The organism is Amycolatopsis sp. MtRt-6, from assembly GCF_017308975.1.
Lineage (GTDB): Bacteria > Actinomycetota > Actinomycetes > Mycobacteriales > Pseudonocardiaceae > Amycolatopsis.
In genome coordinates, this window is record NZ_JADWPD010000018.1 from 44,070 (window position 1) to 61,940 (window position 17,871).

Here is a 17,871-nt window from a genome sequence, read left to right on the forward strand (position 1 = left end):
GTCCGATGTGGTTCGCTGGACCGCGATGGACTTCGACACGGTGGCCGGCGAGCTCTACGGGGGCGACCTCGCGGAGTTCGTCAGCGCGCGCAACGCGGCGGCCAAGGCCGCGAAGGCCGCGGGAGACGCCGAGCTCGCGAAGCGGATCCAGCAGCTTCGCAAGCCGACCACGGCCGCGGCGATCGTCAACGGCCTGGCCGGGGACGACTCCGGCCGGCTGCGCGAACTGGCCGAGCTGGGTGCGGAGCTGCGGGACGCGCACACCCGCCTGGCCGGTGACGAGCTGCGCGCGCTGACCCGCCGCCGCGGCGAGCTGGTGCGGCGGGTCCTGCACGAGCTGCCGTCGATGAGCGACACGGTGTCCCGCGAGGTGGAGGCGACCCTGGAGGCCGTCGCGGCGGACCCGGACACCGCCGCGCTGGCGCTCGCCGGACGGCTGACGTCGGTCGCGCACCAGGACACCGACCAGTGGTTCAGCCTCGCCGCGAGCGTCCCGCCGGTCACCGGGAAGCTGGTGGACAAGGCCGAGCCGGCCCGGCCGAAACGCGACCACCGGCGCGAGGAAGAGGAACGGGCGCGGGCTCGTGCCGAACGCGAGCGCCTGCGCAGGGAAGCCGCCGCGCGCGACAAGGATCGGGCAGTGGCCGAGCGCGACCTGGTTCGCACCGAGCGCGCGGCCGAGCAGGCCACGGCCCGCGTCGACGACCTGCGCGAACGCCTGGCCGAAGCCGAGGAACGGGCCGAGCGGGCGAAGGCGGAGTTCGAGACGGCGAAAGCGGCCTTCGACGAAGCCGACGCGGCCGCCGTCGCCGCCCGGAAAGCCGCCGACGCCGCCCGCTGAGCTATGCAGTTAAGGGATGGCCGTCCGCCGGCCCGGTCGGTAACGTGCCAGGTGCGCCCCGGATGGGCCGACACACGGAGGTAGTGGCTACCAAGCCCCCTTGAGCTCGACACGTTCTGCCTGCCCCGGCAGAGGTGTGCCCTCCGTGTCGCCCTCTCGGCCTCCGGTGATTTCTTCATCGGAAAGGACAACCCAGCTTGATCATGCTCACCACGACCGGCGCCCGCACGGGCCGGAAGCACCGCGTTCCGTTGGGCGCCTTGGACATCGGCGGCCGGCTGGTCGTCGTCGCCTCGGCGATGGGCGCGCCGCAACACCCGGCCTGGTACCACAACATCCGGCGCAACCCGCTCGTGCTGGTGGAAACGGACACCGAAATGTTCGAGGCGATGGCCGCTCTCCCGCCGGATCGCGACGAGCTGTTCGCCGAAGTGATCGAGCGGGAACCGGGGTTCGCGGACTACCAGGCGCGCACGACCCGGATCCTGCCCGTCGTCGAGCTGCACCGGTTCGACACCGCGCGCCGCATGGGCGACTGGCTCGTCGAGATGCACGACTGGCTGCGCGGTGAGCTGAAGGAAATGCGCGCCGAGCTGGCCTGCGGTGTCCCCCGGCAGCTGCGCACGCGGTGTGCCGGCTTCTGCACGGCGCTCACCCGGCACCACACCGGGGAGGCCAGGAACATCTTCCCGGTGCTGGCCGAGCGGTTCCCGGCCCTCAAGCCCACGTTGGACAAGCTCGACGAAGAGCACGTCGTCGTGGCCCGGTTGCAGGAGGAGATCGAGCGGCTCGTCGAGGAGGAAACCGACCCGGTCCGGCTCCGCGCGGAGTTCGACCGCCTCCAGTCGGCATTGGACAGTCACTTCGCCTACGAGGAGCGCACGCTCGTCACGGCGCTGAACGTCCTGCTGCCCGCGCCCGGCTGATCAGAGCAGCACTTCGGCCAGCCGCCGCTGGTTCACCAGCTCCACCTCGGGTGACGGGCCGAGCACCTGCACGGCCACGTGGTCGGCGCCGGCGTCCACATGGGACAGCAGGCCCTTGGCGACGGTCTCCGGCGTGCCGTGCAGGACGAGGTCGTCGATCAGGCGGTCGCTGCCGCCGCCGGCGACGTCGGCCTCGGTGTACCCGTGGCGCAGCAGGTTGTTCACGTAGTTGCGGAGACCGAGGTAGGGGGTCTGGACGTACGGCCGGCCGATGGCGCGCGCGGCCACCGGGTCGTCGTCCACCACGACCTTGTGCTCCGGAGCCAGCAGTTTGCCCGCGCCCAGGATCGTTCGCGCGTGCCGCGTGTGCCCGACCGGCACGAGGTACGGGTGCGCGCCCGCGGTGCGCTCGGCGGCCAGCCTCAGCACGCGGTCGCCGAGCGCGGCGAGGACCCGTGCTTCGGTGGGGACACCGGCCGCGTCGAGCCGGTCGAGGTAGTCGACGATCTTGGCGTACGGGCTGCGGTACTCGGTGACCGACTCGGGGTGGCCGACGCCGATGCCGAGGAGCAGGCGCTTTCCGTAGCGGCCGGCGAGCCGGTGGTACGACGCGGCGAGCGTTTCCGGCTCGTCGACCCACATGTTGACGATCGCCGTGGCGACGGTGATCCGCTCGGTGGCGGCGAGCAGGTCTTCGACGAACGCGAGGTCGCCGACCGAGTTGCGGCCGGTGCCCAGCCAGACCGTGCCGTACCCCAGCTCGTCCGCCGCGATCGCCTGTTCCTTGCGGGTCGCGTCGTCGCGGTGCGGAGCGAGGAACAGGCCGAACTTGCTCGATACATTTATCATAACGAGCAATGTAGCAAATGTAGCGATCAGTTCGCCAGCCGGTGCAGCCACTCCCGCAGCATCAGGCGTTCGGTCGGGGTCAGGGCGCGGTCGTCCTCCTCGAGCGCGGTCGACAAAGCGACAGCGAGGGCGCTCACGGACGACCCTTCGGCCGGGCGGTCGGCGAGCAGCCCGGCCAGGACCGCCTCCCTGACCTGCGTGGACATCGCCAGGTCCCGGCTTTCCTCGGGCTGCGCGATCAGGCTGAGCGTCACGCCGCTGTTGGCCGCGGCGAACTGCCGCGCGGCCTCCGCCGCCTCGACGCGCAGGCGGCCGTCGCGCGCCAACGGCGTGAACAGCTCCAGCAGCATCGCTTCGGCGCTCGAGGTGAGGTTGCACGGGACGCCCGGCTCGATCTGGCCGTAGAGCAGCACGTAGAACGCGGGGTGCGCCAGGCCGTACTCGACGTGCCTGTCCCAGCCCGTGCGGATCCGGTCCACCGGGTCGCCGTCCGGGTCCGGCGCCTGGACGTACTGGGTGAAGCCGTAGTTCACGACGGCGTCGAGCAGGCCCTGCTTGCTGCCGAAGTGGTGGTACAGCGTGGGGGCCTGGACACCGGCGCGCTCGCAGATCGCCCGCGTCGACACCGGCCCGTCGCCGGCTTCGTGCAGGAGCTGGCCGGCGGCCAGCAGCAGGCGGTCGCGGGTACTGGTGGCGTTGCTCGATCGTCCGGCCATGTAGCAATTGTAACGACGATTTGTAGCGGTCAGCGCAGGCGCAGCTGGACCCGCCGGAGCGCGGCGAACGCGGCCAGCACGCCCGCGTCCGTCGTGGCCGCGTCCGGCCGGACCGACCGGTAGCCGTCCAGGAGCGCCTCCTGCAGCTCGTGGCGCTGGGGCAGGCGGGCGAGCGCGGCGGAGGCGACGGCGAGGTCGTAGGCGTAGTGCCCGTACCCGCAGTCGTCGAAGTCGATCGCGTGCACCCGGCCGCGGTGCAGCAGGTAGTTGTCCTGGTGCAGGTCGCCGTGCACCAGGCCGAAGACGTCGGCGCCGCACCCCAGCTCGGCGCGCACCGCGCGGACGCGGGCCACCGTTTTGCGGATTCGCTCGTCGCCGCCGGCCGCCGCGACGGCCCGGTCGACGACCGCCGCGGAGAAGCCGTCGACCTGCGTGCGGCCGAACTCGGTCAGGTCGTCGACGCGGCCGCGGTCGAGGCCGTTCATCCGGGCGCCGTGCAGGTGCAGCCGCGCGGTGAACTCGCCCACCGCGTACAGCTGCGGCGGGGTGAGCCGCTCGTCGACGAACCGGCCCTCGACCCAGTGGCAGAGCACGCAGGTGCGCGGCTCGGGCACCGCCGGGTCGGCGACCACGGTGACCAGGTCCCGCGCGCGCGTCGGCACCGGCTGCGGGACGACGAGGCCGGTTTCGCGGCGCAACGTCGTCAGCCAGGCCATCTCGGCCCGCACCTGCGCGACGCCGGGGCCATCGGGCCGCTGCACGCGCAGCACGTACCGCTCGCCGTCCGCGCCGTCGACGCGGAACGTCGTGTTGTGCCCGTGGGCCAGCGGGGTCAGGCGGGCCACCGGCACGGCGTAGGCGGTCAAGGCGGCTTCGGCGAGCCGGCGCAGGCGACGCGTCCGGCCGGCGCGGTCGAGCTCGGCGAACGGCCGGCTGTTCGCCTGGAAGTCGGCCATCGCCCAGGTGCTCAGCTGATCGACCGTTCCGGCTCGCGGGCGTGCGAGACCAGCTCGATGGTCGGCGTCGTGTGCCGCGGCCCGCCCAGCCGGTCCACGCCGCGCAGGCCTTCGACCAGCCGCTCGACCTCGGTGTCCGGCCGCACCCCGAAGCGCATGAACTGACTGGTCATGCCGATCTTGTTGCCGCACTGGCGCACCAGGAGGTGGTGCTCGGCGAGCAGGTAGTCGCACAGCTCGGCGCCGTCGACCGACGCGGGCAGCTTGACGAGCAGGAAGTTCGCCTGCGACGGGAACACCGTCAGCTCCGGGAACTGCCCGAGCTGCGAGTGCATCATGAACCGGTCGAGCGCGAGCTTCTTCAGGCTGTCCTCGTACTCCGCGCGGTGCTCGGCGAGCATGAAGATCACGGTCTCGGCGAGCGAGTTCAGGTTCCACTTCGGCAGCGCGGCCGACAGCTTGCGGGTCAGCGCGGGGTTCGAGACCTGGTAGCCGAACCGGATCCCGTGCAGCCCGAAGTTCTTGCCGAGGCTCTTCAGCACGATCACGTTCGGCCGGACGACGGCTTCGGCGGCCACCGACGGGTTCCGCTCGACCTCGACGAAGTCGATGAACGACTCGTCGATCACCACCAGGTCGAGGTCTTCGAGGGCGTCCATGAACCGGATCACCTCGCGGCGCGGCAGGTACCCGCCGTCGGGGTTGTTCGGGTTGCACAGCACCGCGACCCGGGAGCCGCGGCGCTTGATGAAGTCGATGTACTCGTCCACGCGCAGCTCGAAGCCGTCCGCTTCCTTCAGCAGGAACATGTCGACGCGCTTGCCGGTCTCCATCGGCTGGTCGGTCCAGCGGCCGAACGTCGGGATCGGCACGGCGACGCTGGAACCGACCAGCAGCTGGTCGATCCAGGTGATCAGCTCGGTCGAGCCGTTGGCCAGCGAGATCGTCGACGGGTTGAGCCGCAGCACGCTCGCCAGCTGCGCGGTGATCGCGGCGGAATCGCTCGGGTAGAACTTGAGGATCGTGCGGAGGTTGCGTTCGAGCTCGCCGAACATCTCGTCGGTCGGGAAGTACGGGTTGCACGGGATGCAGAAGTCCGCGAGGTCGTCCGCGTGCTGCCCCATCGCCCTGGCCACGGAGAAGAACGACGGGCTGTGGGCCTTGTTCTGCTGGAAAAGGCCGTGGGTCGTGGTCATACCGTGCCGCACGCGTGTTCTCCGTCCGCCGCTTTACCGGCCCCTTGCCTTCCCGTTGAGGACACGTACGAATCGGACGGCCGGTTCAATGCCGGACACGGCGTGGATTCCGGTACCCGCCAGCACGGCCGCGGCCGGCGCGGACAGCAGCAGGAGCGGCAACGGCGCGGCGAGCGGGTCGATGCCGGCGAAGGACTCGACACCGATCACGGCGGTGAGCACGGCGTCGGCGGCGACGGCGATCCGGACGACGTTCAGCCGGTGCGCTTCGGAGTGGCGGGTGAAGCGCAGCAGCCAGGCCAGCGCGGGCAGCACCAGGATCGCGTGCATGGCGACCGCGTGCAGCGGCTTGAGCGCGCCGGCGGTCGTGTAGGCCAGCTGCGGGTCGCCGCCGCGGGCCGCGACGACCCCGCGTCCGATCATCACCGCACCGGTGCCCAGCGCGACGAGCAGCACGACCAGACCGGCGCGGACGGCCAGGCGCAGGCTCGGCGCGGCGGGCCCGGGCTCGACGAGCGCGGCGGCCGTGAAGCCGATGACGGTCAGGACGAGCACGCCGCCGCCCGCGGCGAGCGTCATCGAAACGACGTCGTCGAACGGCGTCTCGAAGTTGAAGTGCGACGGCACCCCGCGCCACGCCTGCATGCTGACCAGCACGACCTCGGCGACGCTCGCCGTGGTGAACGCGCCGAGCAGGAGGCTGCGCAGCCGCGGCCGCACGGTGAGGAAGGAGGTCGCCCAGGCGACCGACGCGAGCGTCAGCCCGAACGACAGGCCGAACGTGACGGCCTTGCGCATCGACAGCGGGCCCAGCCACGAGCCGCCGGTGGCGATGAGCACGAGTGCGTGCGCGACGCCGCTCACGAACAGTGCCGCGCCGACGGCGTAGGCGATCCGCTCGGCTCGCCGTCCGTCGTACCAGATCCGGGTCAGTGCGTTCATGCCTCGGAGTGTCGCGGTCTCCGGGGTGCCGCCGCGTCGGCCCGACGGCGACACCGGGACGTACGACGAGGCGCGTACGGCAATCGACGAGTGTGTCGAAAAGGCGGCGGTAAAGGAATTCCATGCTTCTTGACGGAATATTAACGAAAGGCGTGTCCGGTGCCACTCGCCAGGCGGATGCGGTGTGGGCTGGGGCGTTCTACCCTGCAAACATGTACATCGCATTGCTGACCTACACGGCGCCCGAAACAGAAGTCGACTACGCACTTCCGGACCATTCGGACTGGGTGCGCAAACAATTTACGAAGGGATTGTTCCTGGTTTGCGGAAAGGGCAACGGCGTGGCCGACCACGTGATACTGGTCCGCCCGGTGCTGCGCGGCAAGCTCGACGCCGTGCTCGCCAGTGACCCGTTCGTGGTCCAGCGGCTCGCCCGGTACGACGTCATCGAGTTCACCGCCACGCGCACCGCGCAGGAGTTGCTGGCGATCAACGAGGCCATCGCCTCCTGACAACCGGTTCTCCGGGGGTCCGGGTGGCGGAGCCCCCGGCCCGGGGCGAAGCCCCGGATGTCACAGCCGTCGAGTCGGGTGGCCCGGCGATGAAGCCCCGCCACCTGACGGCGAAGAACGCGCACCCGCTGGCTTATGATCGCGAAGGACGTCCAGCCAGGGAGAGTGCGATGAAAACCCCCGACCTCGTCTTCCGGGGCCGCCGGTTGAGCAGTGACCGCGCGCTGGTGCTGGCCGCCGTCGAGTCGCTCCCCGCGGCCCGTGCCGCCGTCGCCGACGGCGCCGATCTCGTGAGTTTCGCCGACGCTTCCCTTGTCGCCCGGGCGCGTGCGGTTTTTCCCGGCCTCGTCATCGGGGTGGACACCGCGGACCCGTCGGTCGCCGAGGCCGGCTGCGAAGCGGGCGCCGACCTGATCGTGGCGCGCGCGGACCTGGCGGAGATCGCGGCCCGCCACGGCGCGGGTTACGCGGCTCCTGCGGTGCCTTCCGTGCCCGGTCTGTCCGTTGTCGTGGACATCGGGGAGTTCCGGTCGATGCCGCCCGGGGAGGTGCCGGTGCTGGCCTCGGTGGCCGGCGACGGAACGCCCGGCGGGCTGGCCGTGGCGGCGCTCGCGGCCTCGGCGGGGGTGGCGATCATCAGCACGAAGCACGTCCGCGGAGTGCGTCACGCGGCGGAGATGGCGGCGAGCATCGCGGGCACGCGTCCCCCGGCGAAGGCGGTCCGGTGGGAGTGATCCGCGAGGTCTGGCCGTCCCCCCGCGACCTGGCCGACGCCGACCTCGAGCGGCTGTACAGCTACCCGGCGAACCCCCGTTGGCTGGCGGTGAACTTCGTGTCGAGCACGGACGGCGCGATCACGGTCGAGGGCCGTTCGGCGGGCCTGTCGACGCCGGCGGACAGGGTGGTCTACCGCCTCGGCAACGACCTGGCCGACGTGGTCCTGGTGGGAGCGGGAACGGCGATGGCGGAGGGCTTCGAGGGAATGCGCCCGGACGCGGCCACGGCCGACCGCCGCCGCAGGTTCGGCTTGGCCCCGATCGCCCCGGTGGCGGTGGTGACAACGGGCCGCGTCCTGCCCCCGGACGCCCCGGTGATCACGAAGGCGGCGGTTCCCACACTGGTGTTCACGTCTTCGGCGGCACCGGCGGAGCTGCGCGCGGCCTGGTCGGCGAACGGTGCGAGGGTGTTCGTCGTGGGCGAGACGGCGGTGCCGCCGGAGCGCGTGGTGTCGACACTGGTGGCCGAAGGCCTGGGCCGCATCGATTGCGAAGGCGGGCCAAGGCTGTTCGGTGCGTTGATCGAGGCGGGCGTGGTCGACGAGTTCCGCTTGACGGTGGCGCCGTTCCTGGTGGCGGGCACGGCCGGCCGGGCATCTCTCGGCGCGGCCGTCGATCCGGCGGAGCTGGAGCTGGCTTCGGTGCTCACCGACGGAGCCAGTGTTTTGCTGCGGTACCTGGCACGACGCTAGTTTTGTCGGTCCCCTGCGGTAGCGTTGAAATCGGGGGCACCCTAGGCCAGGTATCGAAGTCGGCCAGAGCATTCGCCTCGGCCAACGCCTGCAATGCAGTCAATATCCGTCCGGGTTCATCGCGCTGGCCGCCACGCTCAGCGCCATCTCGCACGTCCCGGTGGCCGCACTCGCCCTGATCTTCCGCATCGACCGGTTCATGTCCGAGGCGCGGGCGCGAGCGGTCCTGCGGGGACCTGCCGTTCGTGCCCGCTCCGGTGGCCGTGGCACCGCGGAAGGCCGTGCGTGAACCGGTTGAGGCGCCGGTATCCGTCGGTCGCTGAACATTTTCCGTTGTGCACAAGGGAATCCGCCGGTCACGTCCACTTCGGAGTTCACTCGATCCAGCGATGACCTTCGCACACCTGTTCGGGTATGGTCGAAGACATGACCAGCACTCGAAGACCCCGGCAGCATCGCAACCCGGTGCTGCGCCAAGGAAAACCCCTACCGATCGAGCAGCCGCCGGAAGTGGTCCGGCAGTGGCAGTTCCCGAGCCTGCGCCCGCGTCAGCCAGGCGAAGTCGTCGTGCTCCGCAGGGTTGAGCACCACCTCGCCGGCTCCCTCTTCTTCCACCGTGTAAACAAAAGCGTGGATGCGCAGGGGCCGTCCCGCCACGTCCGGCCACGCGTCGCGCGCCAGCTCGCCCGTGACGCGCACTGTCAGCCCGGTCTCCTCCGCCGCTTCGCGCGTCGCTGTGTCCTCGAAGCGCTCGCCCGGCTCGGCCGTGCCGCCGGGCAGCTCCCACCCGCCCGCGAGGAACACCCCCGGCCCGCGGCGGAGGAACAGCACCCGGTCGCCGCGGGCGATCCAGCAGTAGGCCAGGTGCTTGTGTGCGATCTCCGTCATGCGCGCGATTCTCGCTCAGTTGGTCTTCGACGTCGGCAGGTGGGCGCCGAGGTACCCGACGTACACCGTGCCCGTGCGGTCGGTGTCGTCGAGGAAGTGCAGGCGCGGGGCCGGCGCCTTGAAGCGCTCCAAGGCGATGTGGGCGCCGAAGTAGTCGCGGCCCGCCGGGTTCGTCCGGGGATCGACGCGAAAGGTCCGGGCCTGGCGGAGCCGCTCGTTCGTGGTCACCGTGTCCGACTCGGCCAGCGCGATGATGTTCGCGCTGATCAGCGAACCCGGCTGGCCGGTGCGGGCGAACGCGAGCACGTCCGAAAGCTCGGGGCCCGGGTCCTGGCCCGCGTCGAGCAAGGACGTCCGGGCCTCCGCGTAGGCGTCGAGGGTGCGGAGCGCGTCCCACGCCTTGCGGCGCCAGGCGGCGGCTTTCGGATGGTGGTCGAGGATCGCGGCCGGCGCCGGTTCGGCCGTGATGGCGAGGTGTTTCAGCGACACCGTTGCCGCGCCGATCAGCTCGGCGAAACTGGGGAAGTCCTCCGGCGGGCGCTCGGCGGCGGCGACTTCGTCGTCGGCGTCGTGGTGGCGGGCGAGCCGGCCCGCCAGCAGGCCGTTGACACGCCGGAGCTCGTCGCGCTCGGCCTCCGTCTCCTCGAACGCCCGCGCGTAGTCGTCCACCTCCGCCTCCAGTTGCGCGAGCTGCCCGCGCAGGCAGGCGACGTCGGTCGCGCACGCGTCCTCGAGGCGGCGGCGGAGCGTCTTCACCTCGCAGGCGTGCCGGTCGCGTTCTTCGGCGTGGGCCTTGGCCTTCTTCCGCAGGATCGTGATCACGCCCCGCGCCTCGGCCAGCTCCCGCTCGGCGCGGTCGAGCTTCTCGACCAGTTCGGCGTCGGGCTCGCGCTCCGGCGAAGCGAACGGGTCGGCCTCGTACCACGAACGCACGCTCGGCACGTCCGCCCACTCCTCGGGCAGGGGCGTCCGGCCGCGGGTCTGGAGGAGCCGCGTGATCACCCCCTGCAACACCTCACTGGACACCGGGCTGGCGGTCACGACGAAGTCCGGGAGCTGATCGCACGGCGGCATGTACAGCCGCGCGCCCAGCGGCACCGCGCACCCGAGCGGAAGGTGCCGGTTGAGGGTGTGGCGGAAGCGGTTGTCGACGTCGAAGACGTTGACCAGCCCGGGCCAGCCCTCGACCGGCACCGTCGGCGGCTCGGTGAGCACCAGCAGGGCCGACGAGCGCCACGGCGCCATCAGCGCCTCGGCCAGCAGGTCGGCGAGGTGGTCGCATTCCTTGCGCGACCAGCCGCGCATCGCTAGCACCGGCGTTTCGATCGGGATTTCGTCGTTGCCGCTGGCGCCCAGCTCCTCCAGGCCGATCCGGTGGGCCGGCGCTTCGTGGCAGCTGCGCCACGGCCGCGTGCACGCCGCGGACAGCAGCCACGTCACCCGGTCTTCGCCGGCGCGGTAGCACAGCGAAAGCAATACCTGAACGGAGTAGCGGCCGTCGCCACCCGCGTACGCGAACTTCAGGTCGCACCGGCGCGAACCGCCGTCGTCGGACGAGCCGAGATCGGTGACCGTGTAGTCGTCGTGCTGCCGCTGGCGGCTGATCAGCCTGCTGCGCAACGCGTCCAGGGGGCGTTTTCCCTCGGTGGGGACCAGTCCGTGGTGCCAGATCCGGTGCACCCCCACAGGACTCAACTCCGTTCGCCGGGAACAGGACCTCAGCCGAACATAGCGGATCCTGTGACCGTTCGAACGCGGGGCGTCACCCTGTGCGCGTCCAGAGGCAGAACGGGTGCCCGGCCGGATCGAAGCAGACGCGGACATCGTCCTGCGGCTGGAATTCCGCGACCACGGCACCCGCCGCGGTCGCCACCGCCGTCGCCTCCTGGAGGTCGTCGACTTCGATGTCGAGGTGCAGCTGCATTTGCTGCGCACCGTCGGCCGGCGGCCACACCGGCGGAACGTGCCCGGTCTCCAGCTGGAACGACAACCCCGCACTGCCGTCGTCCGGGCGCAGCGTCACCCACTCCGGTTCGTCGGTGCGAATCGGCCAGCCAAGGAGCTTCGAATAGAACTCGGCGAGCGCACGGGGTTCCGGCGTACCGAGCACGGTGGAGGTCAGCTTCATGATCGGACTGGTACCCGCGAGGCGGGTTTTCTACCGCGATCCGGAGGTGCCCGCGTCCGAGTAGCCGATCGGCGGCTTGGATTCGAGCACCGGCCGGAACCGGAATACCTCGGCAGCGCGGCGGTTGGATCCTGACGCAGATGTCGCGATCACTGAGGGAGCTGCCATGTCGTCCGAGCACGTCCAGGGGACCGTCGCCGCCGGGTTCGAGTCCGTCCGGGAGGAGTTCGCCGCCGTCGCGGCCGACGAGGGTGGCGACTACGCCGCCCAGCTCGTCGCGCACGTCGGCGGCGAGCGCGTCGTCGACCTGTGGACCGGTCCCGCCATCACCGGCGACTCGCTGACCGGCGTCTTCTCCTCGACCAAGGGCGCCGCGCACCTGGTGGTCGCGCTGCTCGTCCAGGACGGCGTGCTCGACCTCGACGAGCGGGTCGCCCACTACTGGCCGGAGTTCGCCGCCGCCGGCAAGGGCGGGGTCACCCTGCGGGACGTGCTCGCGCACCGCGCCGGCGTCGTGGGCGCGGACGACGGGTTCTCCACCGAGGAGCTCGCGGACGACCGCGTCATCGCCGAGCGGCTCGCCCCGCAGCGGCCGTACTGGCGGCCCGGCACGGCGTTCGGCTACCACGCGCTGGTGATCGGCGCGCTGACCGGCGAGGTCGTCCGGCGCGTCACCGGCCGGAGCATCCAGGAGCACTACGAGGAGCGCGTCCGGAAGCCGTTCGGCCTGGACTTCTACCTCGGGCTGCCCGAGGAGCTGGAGCCTCGGTTCCTCACCACCCAGCCGATGCTGCCGACACCGGAGCAGCTGGCGGAGCTGGAGGCGAACGCGACCGGGCCGGACAGCATCACGGGCATCGCCTTCAACCGCAACCACCCGAAGGCACCCGAGCTGTGGGACCTGCCCAACATCAAGCTGGTCCGGCAGCTGAGCCCGGCCTCGGTGGGTGGCGTCGCGTCGGCACGGGGGATGGCCGGCATGTACGCGGCGGTGATCAGCGGCCCGGAGCCGCTCCTGCGTCCGGAGACAGCGGCGGAGTTCGCGCAGATCCACTCGATCGGCGACGACCTCGCGACGCGCAACCACAACGCGTTCGGCCTCGGCTTCGCGATCGTCTCGGACGACTACCCGGTGCTGGGCCAGGGCGCCTTCGGCCACAGCGGCGCGGCCGGCTCGCTGGCGTTCGCGGACCCGCGCAGCGCCCTCGCGTACGGCTACAACCGCCGCCGCTTCGCCTTCCCGGGTGGCGCGGCCCCGGAGAACGCCCGCCTGGTCCGCGCGGTCCATGCGGCAGCGACGGCCTAGCCGTCCAAACAGGACCGCCGGCCGCGGTCACGTTCCGTACCCGGAGCAACACGTGCCGGCCGGCGGTCTGGAGGGGGCTTCGACCAGCGTCGATGCACGTCCGGAGTGGACGTCGTTACAGACTTCACCCGTTAGGACGTTCCGATCGAGACATCAAGCCAGCTCACGCGCTTGGGTCTGACTTTCCGTAGCGAAAACTCTCCCGATCATTGCTCCGATGTGAAACTATTGGGCCGTTCGCGGGGAGAGGGCCCCGCGACTAGGGGGACTCACCGTCACGGCCGCGTCCCCATGAAGATCCCCAGGGGAGAGGAGATCGACCATGTCGACGCCCACGGATGTCAAGCCCGAGGAAGTTCCGGAGCCGATCGAGCAGGCCGGCCCGGTGGTCCCGGAGGCGGACGAGCACGGCTGGGTGCACATCGACCACGTTCCGGCGAAGTCGAAGGACGAGCCGGTCGTGACGCCGAACTGCGCGCCGCCGTGCTACCAGAAGGTCAACTGAGCTTCACCAAGCTGTGACCCGGTGACCGCCCGCCTGCCGATCTTTGACCGGTAGGCGGGCTCCGTTCTGCTTTCGCCTGTGCTGTCATAGGAGAGTGCCTGTGACAAAGCTGGACCCGTCCGAGACCATCGACAGGGTCCGCAAACTCCAGCAGACCGCTTCGGACGTCTCGTGCCTCGGGCGTTTTCACGAAGGTGTCCGTCTCCTCCGCAAGGGGATGGGCCTGCTGGACGCGATGTATCCGGTCGCACCCGAGCACCACACCGACTGGATGGTCACGCGGATCCGGCTTTCCAGCACGCTCGTGGCACTCACGTCGGAGATCACCGGAGACTTCAAGGCCGGCCTGGCCGGGTTGAACGACGTCCGCCTGCTGATCAACGGGGTGGTCGATCCGGTGGTGCGCGCCGAGCTGAGCGCGGCGCTGGAACACAACTACGGGGCCCGGCTGATGAGTGTCGGCCGGAACGAAGAGAGCCTCGAGTACTTCGGGGCTTCGATGGAGCACCGGCGTTACTGGCTCGACCACACCCCGGAACCCGAGCCTCGGATGGTCGGCCTGGTGCAGACCCTGGCTGCTCGAGGATGGGTCCACACGAAGCTGGGCAACGTCACCCAGGCTCGCGACGACCTCAACCGCGCGGTCGAGCTCGCGGAGAAGTTCGAGCTGCGTGCCGACGCGGCGGACGGGCGCCGGTTCCTCGGCACCTTGGCCCTGCGGACCGGCGACGTGCCGGAGGCGCTCCGCCTGTACGAGGTCAGCGAGCGATCGTATCGAGCGCTCGATCTCGTCGTGCCCTCCCAGCTCAGGCTGGAACAGGCCGAGGCGCTGCTGGCCGCGGGCCTGGCGGGGGAGGCGGGGGAGCACCTCGACGACCTCATGACGACGATGCAGTCGCAGCCGAGTGTCACCCGCGAGCTGGCCTACATCGAGCTGCACCGCGCGGAGGCCGCCCTGATGGCGGACGATCTCGCGCTCGCCCGGCAGATGGCGGGATCCGCCCGGCGCCGGATGCTCAAGGTGGGCTGCCAGACCTGCGTCGGGAACGCGAAGATCATCGGCTTGCAGGCGGATGTCCGGGAAGCGCTGCGGTCCGGGGAGATTCCGGCGGCGTTGCCGCACCGGGCGATCCGGACCGCCGAGACACTGCCTGTCCCCCGCCTGACCGAGCAAGCCGCCACCGCGCGGATGCTCGCCGTCCGGTTGGACATCCGCCGCGGCAATCTCAAGCGGGCCGTCGAGACCCTGCGGAAGGTTCCGCGGCCCGGGCAGCTCACCCCCATCGACTACCGCATGCTTCGGCGGCTCTGCCGGGCCGAACTCGCCGTTGCCCACGGTGACCGGGCCAAGGCGCTCACCGAGATCCGGTCCGGGCTCACCGAGCTCGACGCCGTCCGGGACCGGATGGGTGGGCTCGATCTCGTCTCCGGGACCGCCCTGCACGGGCAGGAGCTCGCCGATCTCGCCGTCAAGCTCGTGCTGGAGCGCAACGATGCCCGGCGGCTGTTCGTCTGGCTCGAACGGACGCGGGCCCAGACCTACCGCTACGAACCCCTCTCCGCCGGGACCGATCCGGAGCTCGCCGCGCGCGTTGCCGAGGTGCGGGGGCTCGGGCAGGCCATCCAGGAGGCCCAGCACGACGGGCATCCCATCGCCGGGCTGCGGGCCAAGTACAACGAACGGCTGCGGGAAGCCCAGCGGCTCGGCTGGCACACCGGGCGGTGGGGCCGGCCGCGGCCCGTGGCCGGGCTCGACGAGGTCGTCGCGCGGCTGGGCGAGCGGGCCATGGTCAGCTTTGCCGCTTCCGGGGACGAGCTCGTCGCCGTCGTCGTGGCCGGGGGTGAGTGCCGGCTCGTGCGGCTCGGGTCCGCCGGGGCCGCCGCCGAGTCCGCGCGCGTGCTCAACGTCGACCTCGATGCCCTCGCGCCCGACAACCTGCCCGAACGGCTCGCCGAGGTCGTCATGACCTCCGCGCGCAAGCAGGCCGACAAGCTCGACACCCAGATCATCCAGCCCCTCGCCGACTCCATCGGCGACCGTGAACTGGTCATCGTCCCGACCGGGCCGCTCTACGCCGTGCCGTGGGGCGTGCTGCCCGGCCTGCGGGGGCGGCCGACCGTCGTCGCCCCCTCGGCGACCGCGTGGCTCGCCGCCGAGCTGACGAAGTCTTCGCGGGCCCGCAAGATCGTGCTCGTCCGCGGGCCCGGCCTGGCCGGCGCCCGTGCCGAGCTCGAGAAGCTCACCACGCACTACCGCACCGCGACGACGATGACCGGCGCCAAGGCCACCGTGAAATCCGTGCTGCGCGCGATGGACGGCGCCAAGCTCGCGCACTTCGCCGCCCACGGCGCGCACGAGCCGGAAAACGCGCTGTTCTCGCGGCTCGAACTCGCCGACGGCGCCCTCTTCGGCCACGAGATGGCCGGGCTGCGGCAACCGCCGCGGCAGGTCGTGTTCGCCGCCTGCGAACTCGCGATGAACCGGATCCGGCCCGGCGACGAGGCCCTCGGCTTCGCCAGTGCGTTGCTGGCCAGCGGCTCCCGGACGGTCATCGCGCCGCTGTCGCGCGTCGGCGACCTCGCATCGGCGGCCGCGATGGACGACTACTACCGCGCGCTGGCCGTCCGCGAGAGCCCGGCGCTCGCGCTGGCCGACGCGATCGCCGTCGACCCGTTCCGGCGCCCCTTCGTCTGCCTCGGCGCCGGCTAGACCGGCTGTGCCGGGGGCGACCACACCAGCCGCGGGTCGGTCTGGACGAAACTGCCGAGCAGCTGGTCGATCCGGGTCAGCACGTCGAGGTCGAGCCGGACGCCGGCGGCCTTGGCGTTCTCGGTGACCTGCTCCGGCGTGCTCGCGCCGGCCACCGCCGCCGCGACGCTCTCGTGCTGCAACGTCCACGCCAGCGCGAGCTGCGCCATCGTCAGGCCGGCGTCGTCGGCGACGCCGCGCAGCAGCGCCACCCGCTCCAGCAGCTCCGGCAGGAGCAACGGCCGCGCGGACGACGGCCCGGCCCCGCGCGACCCCACCGGGATCCGCCCGGCCCGGTACTTGCCGGTCAGCACGCCTTGGGCGAGCGGCACCGAAGCGAACTGCCCGACGCCGATCCGCGCGCCCACCGGCATCACCTGGGCCTCGGGCACCCGCCACAGCATCGAATAGTGCGGCTGGTTGGCGATCAGCGGGACGTCGTGGCGCGCGGCGGCCTCGTGGGCCTGCAGCAGCTGCTCGGCCGTCCACTCCGACGTGCCGACGTACCGGATCTTCCCCTGCCGCACCAGGTCCGACAGCGCGAGGAACGTCTCCGCGACCGGCGTGCGGTAGTCGAAGCGCAGCAGCTGGTAGACGTCGACGTAGTCGGTGCGCAGCCGCCGCAGCGAGCCCTCCAGCGACGCGATCACGTGCTTGCGGCTCAAGCCCGCGTCGTTGGGGCCCGGGCCTTCCGGCCAGAACACGCCGGTGCACAGCACCAGGTCGTCACGGCGCACGCCGGCGAACGCCGCCCCGAATGCGGCCTCCGCGGCGCCGCCGTCCCAGGCCGCCGCGGTGTGGAACGTCGTGACGCCGGCGTCCAGCGCCGCGGCGACGCAGCCGGGCGAGCCGTGCGTCAGCCAGTTGCCGTAGGCGATCTCGCTGACGGCGAGCCCGCTCGCGCCGACCCTGCGGTACTCCACCTCAGCCTCCCACGGCCATCTCGTCGATCCACGCGTCGACCGCGCCGGCCTTGCGCGCGAACGACTCCCGCACCGATTCGTGCGGCAGGATCAGGAACTCCTCCGCGCCGAGGCCGCGCACGACCGCTTCGGCGACGTCTTCGGGGTCGATGAGCGGGGCCGCCGCGGCGATGGCCAGCGCGGCCGGGTGCCCGGCGGCGATGCCGGGCTCCAGCAGCGCAGTCCGGACGCCGAGCGGGCACAGCGCGCTGACCCGCACCCCACGCGGCCGGTAGGTGACCGCCAGCCACTCGGCGAGCCCGACCGCCGCGTGCTTGGTGACCGAGTACGGCGCGTCGCCGGGGATGCCGAGCAGGCCGGCGCCCGACGCGGTGATCAGCAGGTAGCCCTCGCCGCGTGCCAGCATCGACGGCAGCACCGCCTGCGCGGCGTGGACGTGCTGCATGACGTTGATCTCCCACGACTTCTGCCACTGCTCGTCGGCCGCGTGCACGCCGGTGCCGAACGCCGCGCCCGCGTTGGCGCAGAACACGTCGATGCGGCCGAACTCGGCGCGGGCCGTCGCGACCAGGGCCTTCAGGTCCTTTTTGGACGTCGCGTCGGCGGTCACCGCGACGGCCCGGCCACCCGCGGCCGTGATCCCGGCCGCCACCCGCGCGGCGCCGTCGGCGTCCACGTCGGACACGACCACCCCGGCCGCGCCTTCCGCGGCGAAGCGGCGGGCCATGGCGGCCCCGATTCCGTGTGCCGCGCCGGTCAGCGCGACCACGCGTCCAGTCAGTTCCACGCGGGCTCCAGGTATTTCAGTGTCGAATTGTCACGCGGGTGCGGGAAATGTATTTCCCGGTTGCGATGCGTGTGATAAAAGTGCTGGTCAGCGTCATGTTCTTGCCTTGTTCCACGGTTTTTCACCGTAGCACGAGTATTGCGTTTCCGGTGCCTGGTGCGTTATTCCTGAAGATCGCA

At 71.4% G+C, this 17,871-nt stretch carries 18 protein-coding genes; 8 read left to right on the plus strand and 10 right to left on the minus strand.

Annotation, left to right across the window (positions count from 1 at the left end):
* Positions 1–25 precede the first annotated feature (25 nt).
* Complete coding sequence (locus I4Q55_RS27740; protein WP_206791696.1) at positions 26–841, plus strand: hypothetical protein; 816 nt, start codon at positions 26–28, stop codon at positions 839–841.
* Between the two features lie 197 nt (positions 842–1,038).
* Positions 1,039–1,767, plus strand: a complete 729-nt coding sequence (locus I4Q55_RS27745) for a nitroreductase/quinone reductase family protein (protein WP_206791697.1) — start codon at positions 1,039–1,041, stop codon at positions 1,765–1,767.
* Here the strand turns inward: I4Q55_RS27745 and I4Q55_RS27750 are convergent, their stop codons facing one another.
* From I4Q55_RS27750 to I4Q55_RS27770, 5 genes are read right to left on the minus strand one after another with little or no spacing between them, the layout of a single operon-like run.
* Positions 1,768–2,616: an LLM class F420-dependent oxidoreductase gene (locus I4Q55_RS27750; protein ID WP_242546865.1), complete on the minus strand. Its 849-nt coding sequence runs from the start codon at positions 2,614–2,616 to the stop codon at positions 1,768–1,770.
* Positions 2,617–2,642: 26 nt separating this feature from the next.
* Positions 2,643–3,332, minus strand: a complete 690-nt coding sequence (locus tag I4Q55_RS27755) for a TetR/AcrR family transcriptional regulator (RefSeq protein ID WP_206791699.1) — start codon at positions 3,330–3,332, stop codon at positions 2,643–2,645.
* A gap of 29 nt (positions 3,333–3,361) precedes the next feature.
* Complete coding sequence (locus I4Q55_RS27760) at positions 3,362–4,288, minus strand: phosphotransferase enzyme family protein (protein ID WP_206791700.1); 927 nt, start codon at positions 4,286–4,288, stop codon at positions 3,362–3,364.
* 11 nt (positions 4,289–4,299) lie between these two features.
* Positions 4,300–5,484 carry a histidinol-phosphate transaminase gene (locus I4Q55_RS27765; protein ID WP_242546866.1) on the minus strand — a complete coding sequence of 395 codons (1,185 nt, stop codon included), beginning with the start codon at positions 5,482–5,484 and terminating at the stop codon, positions 4,300–4,302.
* A gap of 33 nt (positions 5,485–5,517) precedes the next feature.
* Positions 5,518–6,426 carry a hypothetical protein gene (locus tag I4Q55_RS27770; RefSeq protein WP_206791702.1) on the minus strand — a complete coding sequence of 303 codons (909 nt, stop codon included), beginning with the start codon at positions 6,424–6,426 and terminating at the stop codon, positions 5,518–5,520.
* 212 nt (positions 6,427–6,638) lie between these two features.
* Between I4Q55_RS27770 and I4Q55_RS27775 the strand changes: the two genes are divergently transcribed.
* From I4Q55_RS27775 to I4Q55_RS27785, 3 genes are all read left to right on the plus strand, one after another.
* On the plus strand, positions 6,639–6,938 hold the full coding sequence (locus tag I4Q55_RS27775; protein WP_206791703.1) for a YciI family protein: 300 nt from the start codon (positions 6,639–6,641) through the stop codon (positions 6,936–6,938).
* A gap of 170 nt (positions 6,939–7,108) precedes the next feature.
* Positions 7,109–7,672: a dihydropteroate synthase gene (locus I4Q55_RS27780; RefSeq protein WP_206791704.1), complete on the plus strand. Its 564-nt coding sequence runs from the start codon at positions 7,109–7,111 to the stop codon at positions 7,670–7,672.
* Positions 7,669–8,406, plus strand: a complete 738-nt coding sequence (locus I4Q55_RS27785; protein WP_206791878.1) for a dihydrofolate reductase family protein — start codon at positions 7,669–7,671, stop codon at positions 8,404–8,406. The genes I4Q55_RS27780 and I4Q55_RS27785 overlap by 4 nt, the downstream gene beginning before the upstream one ends.
* Before the next feature lie 486 nt (positions 8,407–8,892).
* Here I4Q55_RS27785 and I4Q55_RS27790 read toward each other — a convergent pair whose 3' ends face one another.
* From I4Q55_RS27790 to I4Q55_RS27800, 3 genes are all read right to left on the minus strand, one after another.
* Positions 8,893–9,294, minus strand: a complete 402-nt coding sequence (locus I4Q55_RS27790) for an NUDIX hydrolase (protein WP_206791705.1) — start codon at positions 9,292–9,294, stop codon at positions 8,893–8,895.
* Between the two features lie 15 nt (positions 9,295–9,309).
* Positions 9,310–10,980: a hypothetical protein gene (locus I4Q55_RS27795; protein ID WP_206791706.1), complete on the minus strand. Its 1,671-nt coding sequence runs from the start codon at positions 10,978–10,980 to the stop codon at positions 9,310–9,312.
* A 76-nt stretch (positions 10,981–11,056) separates the two neighbouring features.
* Positions 11,057–11,422, minus strand: a complete 366-nt coding sequence (locus I4Q55_RS27800; protein WP_206791707.1) for a VOC family protein — start codon at positions 11,420–11,422, stop codon at positions 11,057–11,059.
* Between the two features lie 166 nt (positions 11,423–11,588).
* Here I4Q55_RS27800 and I4Q55_RS27805 point away from each other — a divergent pair, with 166 nt between their 5' ends.
* From I4Q55_RS27805 to I4Q55_RS27815, 3 genes are all read left to right on the plus strand, one after another.
* On the plus strand, positions 11,589–12,728 hold the full coding sequence (locus I4Q55_RS27805) for a serine hydrolase domain-containing protein (protein WP_206791708.1): 1,140 nt from the start codon (positions 11,589–11,591) through the stop codon (positions 12,726–12,728).
* Between the two features lie 322 nt (positions 12,729–13,050).
* A complete protein-coding gene (locus I4Q55_RS27810) occupies positions 13,051–13,233 on the plus strand; it encodes a hypothetical protein (protein ID WP_206791710.1) in 183 nt (60 codons plus the stop codon).
* A gap of 100 nt (positions 13,234–13,333) precedes the next feature.
* On the plus strand, positions 13,334–15,943 hold the full coding sequence (locus I4Q55_RS27815; RefSeq protein ID WP_206791712.1) for a CHAT domain-containing tetratricopeptide repeat protein: 2,610 nt from the start codon (positions 13,334–13,336) through the stop codon (positions 15,941–15,943).
* Here the strand turns inward: I4Q55_RS27815 and I4Q55_RS27820 are convergent.
* Positions 15,940–16,905 (minus strand): aldo/keto reductase, encoded by a 966-nt coding sequence (locus I4Q55_RS27820; protein ID WP_206791714.1) that lies wholly within the window; start codon positions 16,903–16,905, stop codon positions 15,940–15,942. The two genes, I4Q55_RS27815 and I4Q55_RS27820, sit on opposite strands and share 4 nt — an antisense overlap.
* A 1-nt stretch (position 16,906) precedes the next feature.
* Positions 16,907–17,692, minus strand: coding sequence for an SDR family oxidoreductase (locus I4Q55_RS27825; RefSeq protein ID WP_206791715.1), 786 nt, complete (start codon positions 17,690–17,692; stop codon positions 16,907–16,909).
* Positions 17,693–17,871 lie beyond the last annotated feature (179 nt).